Raw genomic sequence first — 4,901 nt, 5'->3', positions numbered from 1 at the left:
CATCTTTTCCATCTCAATGAGACGCTCGGATATTGAAAGAGCAATAGAGAAATTATCATCAAGATAATACTGAATGAACTTCTCTTTCCAGAATGTTGCCGTCTCATTCCAGGGATCTGATGAGATGGAAATCAGGTTCTTTTCATACTCACGGGTCAGAGCGGTAAAATATCTGAACCGGGAAAGACCTTTCCTCTTGTTAAACAGGAGAGTCAGGACTCGGATATCAAGATTGTAGGCCTTTTTTAAGAGGACTTTGGCTGACTTATCATCCGATAGCTCTTCAAATGCCGATGCCAGGGCAACCAGGAGATCAGGCTCAATAACCTGGGCTGCCAGGGCATGCTTTGCAGCAGTTATCATATCTTTTTTGCATTCATCCGCATCCGCCTTTGCAGACAGTTTAATAAAATTCTGATAGATGGAGATGATGGAAATGACCGACTTGGCACTCCATTCGGTTGGGATACCGGCCTGTTCCCGTTCCTGGAGCACTTTCGCGTACTGAAACAACCGTTTCCGTTCGGTCGTGCCCCGGGGGGTACTCTTTATCCATGCAAAAAGACGCATGAAAAAGACGCTCTTTACTTCCTGCTTTGTGATCTCCAGAAATTTGGTATATAACTCCTCAATCTCACCGGAGAACAGCATAGTGATGATCCGTTCCTCATTCTCATCCTGCTCCCGGTTAAGGGATCGGCCCAGAAACCATACAATATTCGTGATATCAATGACCTTTCCAAACAGGGTAAACGGGATATCATGGTTGAGTTCTGCTGCGATCAGGAGGAGCCGTTCATCTTCATTCTGGTATGTCTCGATATACTTAGAGACTGTGACCGCCTTATTGTACTGTTCGGTTGCCTCAAGCCATCTGAGCAGATACCCCCGGCCAATATGCCGCTTTGCATCCTCCCATGAGATCGGGTCACCAATGAAGGCATACATGAGATCATGCAGGCTGTAATAGTTCTCATCATGAAACTCATACGGTTTTGAGATCCCAAGCCGTGCGGTATGCTCTTCCTCATAAAATACCGGAATATTTCTCTTCCCTGAGAGCCAGAGTGAGACTTCCCGTTTCCCCCATCTCTTTTTGGGATTTCTGGTAAGAAGTCCTTTGAGAAGGATGAGCCGGTCTGGGTTTATCTGTTCAGAGAGGACGATCCCCCGTGATGCCAGTGTCGAGAGGATGAGATTATGATTCAGCCCGTCAAACGGATGTTTCTTTTCGGTAATCTCAAGAGCGATGACACCAAGTGCCCAGTAATCAGACTCTCTCCCGACCACATTTCCAAGCTGCTCCGGGGCCCAGTACATCGGTGTTCCCTTGGTGGTGGTGATATGCCTGGACAATTCACTGTCAAGCAGCGTTGATATCCCAAAATCGGTAAGGATCAGATTGAGAGGCCGGAGCTCGCGAATCAGTATGTTTGACGGTTTGAGATCCAGATGCAGGATATTGTTTTTATGAAGGGTATCCAGACCAAAGGCAATCTCTTCAATGATAGCTTTAAACGTATTATTGTTGATCGATTGCTTCTGAACAAGATCACGAAGGGAACCATACCGTGCATACTCAAGAATCTCATACCATCGCTCCGAATCATCATCAAACCCGTAGTCGACGATCTTGATCAGGTTTTTCGGGTTGCGGAGCGAGATATGACTAACCTGATCAAGCACATCAATCTTTGGTTCAATCCCGAGCCGGTAGTGTTTCAGGATATAATAGACCCGGTCCTTCTGGATAAGCCAGATATCGGCCTCTCCGCCGGTTGCCGGAAACTGTTTCATAATCCGGTAGCCTCTGAAATACCGCTGGGATTCTGATACAATCTCAGGCTCTGCCGGTTGGGATGATTCAGCCTGAGCCGCCATACCGTCCCGTAACGTTGTGCCCCGCTTCTCCGGACTATCCATATCGGCCGGTATCATCCCTGACTCCGGATACCATGTATAGGGAGTCTTATGAATTAAGATATGTGTTCATCAGTCAGGAGGTCAAACCTGGTCAGCTGCTGAACCGGTACTTCTTCAGGACCTTTCCGGAGTCGTTCGATCAAAAGTATCTGTCTTTCTTTTAATTCGGTCCTGATAATCTCAAAATCCTGATCCCAGACCGACGAGGCGAGAGCATTCTCTTTTTGGATCTGATCCGGGTCCAGCTCATCAATGTCCAGACCGTCGATAATCCTGACCAGTCGAAAGACCACCTCGTCCAGGGGGTTGATGGAGATCAGAACTGAATAGTGTGTTGCCGGGGAGAAGACCTCGATATTTCCTCTCCGAAACGAGTCGCGAAGGTTCGTCATCTTTCGTGGGGTAACCCGGTATCCGCGTGACATCATGGCATCCAAAAGTGCTTGTGTAACACCCGCCCATTGGACATCTGAGAGGGATTTGCTCTTTTTTTGAAGGGAATATGCATCGTACGATCTTCTGATAACCGACAGCTCCCGAAGCTCAGGAAACGGATCATGATAAAGAAGTAGAGCGGCATCAAGTAATGCACCGGCATCAGGATCAAGAGAGAGATTCTGCACGATCTCCTCCAGTTCTTCCCGTATGACCGTCTTTTCAGGGATCTTCTCCTTCAGCAGCCCATACTCAAGCTGCAGATTCTCCCGTTGCAGCATCAGTCGCTCAGGGGTGGTCTCCTGTGCGACCGGTTCATAATCAGACCCTTCCGTCTCGTCATAATCAAAGAACCTGATCCGCCCGTGAAAGAATTCGGCCTCCATTGTCAGGAGTGCTATTCTGACTTCATCTGCAATCTTCTCATTCTTTTTTGCATCATCCTGCTCCTCACGGGCCGGATGGGGCATACTGGTATGTTCAATGCCGGATACCCGGTGTGCAAGCACGGAATATGCTTCCTCGATCCTGCTCAGCCGCTCGTTCTGTTCCTCAATGTCCGGGATATCTGCAAGAGCGGAGAGGCGATCCTGCAGGTCATGAAGAATAGCCAGGTCAGGAAGTGAGATATTCTGAAGTTCTAAAGATGAAGCCTCCTTTTTTACCGTGTTTATTCGTTCTGTCAGTGCCTGACGGGCATCCCGTGAAGAATAATATACTGTTGCCAGATCTGATATGAGCGATTTATACCGGACCAACCGTTCAGAGTGGAGTTCAATTGTGGATATCTCCTGAAATGACCGTACATATTCCAGGTACACAGGATTTTCACTACTTAGCAGGGATTCAGAGATAAGATCTGACAAAAACCGTTGAATACCTGACACATACATCGCTTCGAGAAGTCGCATCTCATTCTCCTCAAGCAGGCTTTGAATAAGAACGATTCTGAACCGGTCAGCCTTTCGAAAAAAGAGTTCCATCTCCTTTGCGGCTGATTCCGGAGACTTCCATGCATGATAATCAGGGGTCAGAATTTTTTCTGCCAGTTTCCTCAGTTCATCATGAAGCCTGATGACCCGTTCGTTCTTTAGAACAAGTGCCTCAAACCGTCTTTCTGCGCTGGACAGGACATCGAGGATTCTTTTTTCAATCCACGGATACGACTGGCCGGGTGAATCACCATCAGGGTATGCCAGGGCGACATCGGCAACGATCAGAGAACTCATTATGTCTGGCTGGTTGAGAGCAGAATTGCCGTCACATTGTCTGATGACTGGCGTGCAAGGGATGCAATAAGGACTTTTTCACAGAATGCATAGCCGGGGTGCTTTTCATAGATCATCTCCAGTTCATCCTGGGAGAAACATTCCCATATCCCGTCAGAACAGATAAAGAACATATCCTGGTCACGAAGCACCATCGTTTTAAACCAGACGTTTATCGAGTCCTTTATCCCGTCGCCTGATATGGATGATGTGACGATGTTCTTTCGTGGATGATATCGCATCTCATCTTCAGTGATAACACCTTCCTCAAGGAGATGCTGGACGACTGAATGATCCTTTGTGATTCGCTCGAAAAATTTCCCGTTTATCCGATATACCCTGCAGTCCCCGATGTTAAAGACATGCGCCTTGTCTTCCTGAATGATAACCCCGGCAAGGGTGCATCCAAGGTTTGATGAGTCCGGATTTTTCTTTACATATGCCTCCAGCTGATCTTTTGCACCGTAGACTACTTTTATAAAACTTTCCTCATCAGCTACTTCCAAATAATGGTCCCGAAGATGGGTCAGCACAAGCTGGGCTGCCACCTCTCCCTTCTGTTCTCCTCCAATCCCGTCGGCCACACAGAATATCGCATGGGCTCCCTCTCCGTGATAGGATTCAGGAATGGCCATGGAGAGATCTGATATCAGTGTGCCGGGGATCACCAGCCCGTCTTCATTATTGGATCTGACTCCCCCTTTATTGGTGAAAAAGAATGCCTCAATTCGTTGTTTCGTTTTATTCATACCTTATATGACCATCGTGCTTGAACGAGATATATTCTCCTCTAAAGAGATAGGGGTGCATACCTTCCTGGAATAGAGTGGATACCTGACCTGTGCAGACATCATTTATTATATAGGAGAAGCAGGTAATAGGTGGTTGTGAGCATATGGTCGTAAGGCAGACAATCATCAAGCGGCTTGGAGTACTGAGTGTAGCGAAATTTTGCGCCGTTTTTGGAGTTATTTATGGACTGCTGATGGGTATAATTATGGCACTGGGCATGGGTAGTGTTATGGGACTTGCCGGGGATGTTGGTATGGGAATTGGAACCGGCATTGTGGCGCTTATCGTAATGATTATTTTCGGTGCAATCTTCGGGTTTATTGGTGGAGCAATTATCGCTTTTATCTACAATCTTGCCCTGGGAGCAATGGGCGGGATTGAGATGGATCTTGAGATGGACTGATCAGAAACCTGATCACTGTATCACTTTTTTCTTCCGGTTTGATAATGGTCAGATAGAAATTACTACGAATGGCTCATTCA

The 4,901-nt window shown here is 47.1% G+C and carries 4 protein-coding genes; 1 reads left to right on the top strand and 3 read right to left on the bottom strand.

The genetic code is table 11. The features are described 5' to 3' along the window. The 3 genes from PLA23_RS10465 to PLA23_RS10455 form a co-directional block, all read right to left on the bottom strand. Window positions 1-1,938, bottom strand: a 1,938-nt coding sequence (locus PLA23_RS10465) for a serine/threonine-protein kinase (RefSeq protein WP_324475141.1), incomplete at its 3' end; no start/stop codon positions are given. A gap of 38 nt (window positions 1,939-1,976) precedes the next feature. Continuing rightward, window positions 1,977-3,587, bottom strand: a complete 1,611-nt coding sequence (locus PLA23_RS10460; protein WP_324331306.1) for a hypothetical protein — start codon at window positions 3,585-3,587, stop codon at window positions 1,977-1,979. Then, complete coding sequence (locus PLA23_RS10455; protein ID WP_324475140.1) at window positions 3,587-4,375, bottom strand: PP2C family protein-serine/threonine phosphatase; 789 nt, start codon at window positions 4,373-4,375, stop codon at window positions 3,587-3,589. The genes PLA23_RS10460 and PLA23_RS10455 overlap by 1 nt, the downstream gene beginning before the upstream one ends. A 146-nt stretch (window positions 4,376-4,521) precedes the next feature. Here PLA23_RS10455 and PLA23_RS10450 point away from each other — a divergent pair, with 146 nt between their 5' ends. Beyond that, window positions 4,522-4,821, top strand: coding sequence for a hypothetical protein (locus PLA23_RS10450; RefSeq protein ID WP_324331302.1), 300 nt, complete (start codon window positions 4,522-4,524; stop codon window positions 4,819-4,821). Window positions 4,822-4,901: the final 80 nt, after the last annotated feature.

Origin of the sequence: Methanospirillum sp. (assembly GCF_035406105.1) — an archaeon.
Taxonomy (GTDB): Archaea; Halobacteriota; Methanomicrobia; order Methanomicrobiales; family Methanospirillaceae; genus Methanospirillum.
This window is presented reverse-complemented; position numbering and strand designations above follow the sequence as displayed.

Excerpts from the sequence above, each read along its gene's own strand:
- PLA23_RS10460 (WP_324331306.1), bottom strand. The coding sequence starts at position 3,587 with ATGAGTTCTCTGATCGTTGCCGATGTCGCCCTGGCATACCCTGATGGT.
- PLA23_RS10450 (WP_324331302.1), top strand. The coding sequence starts at position 4,522 with ATGGTCGTAAGGCAGACAATCATCAAGCGGCTTGGAGTACTGAGTGTA.
- PLA23_RS10455 (WP_324475140.1), bottom strand. The coding sequence starts at position 4,375 with ATGAATAAAACGAAACAACGAATTGAGGCATTCTTTTTCACCAATAAA.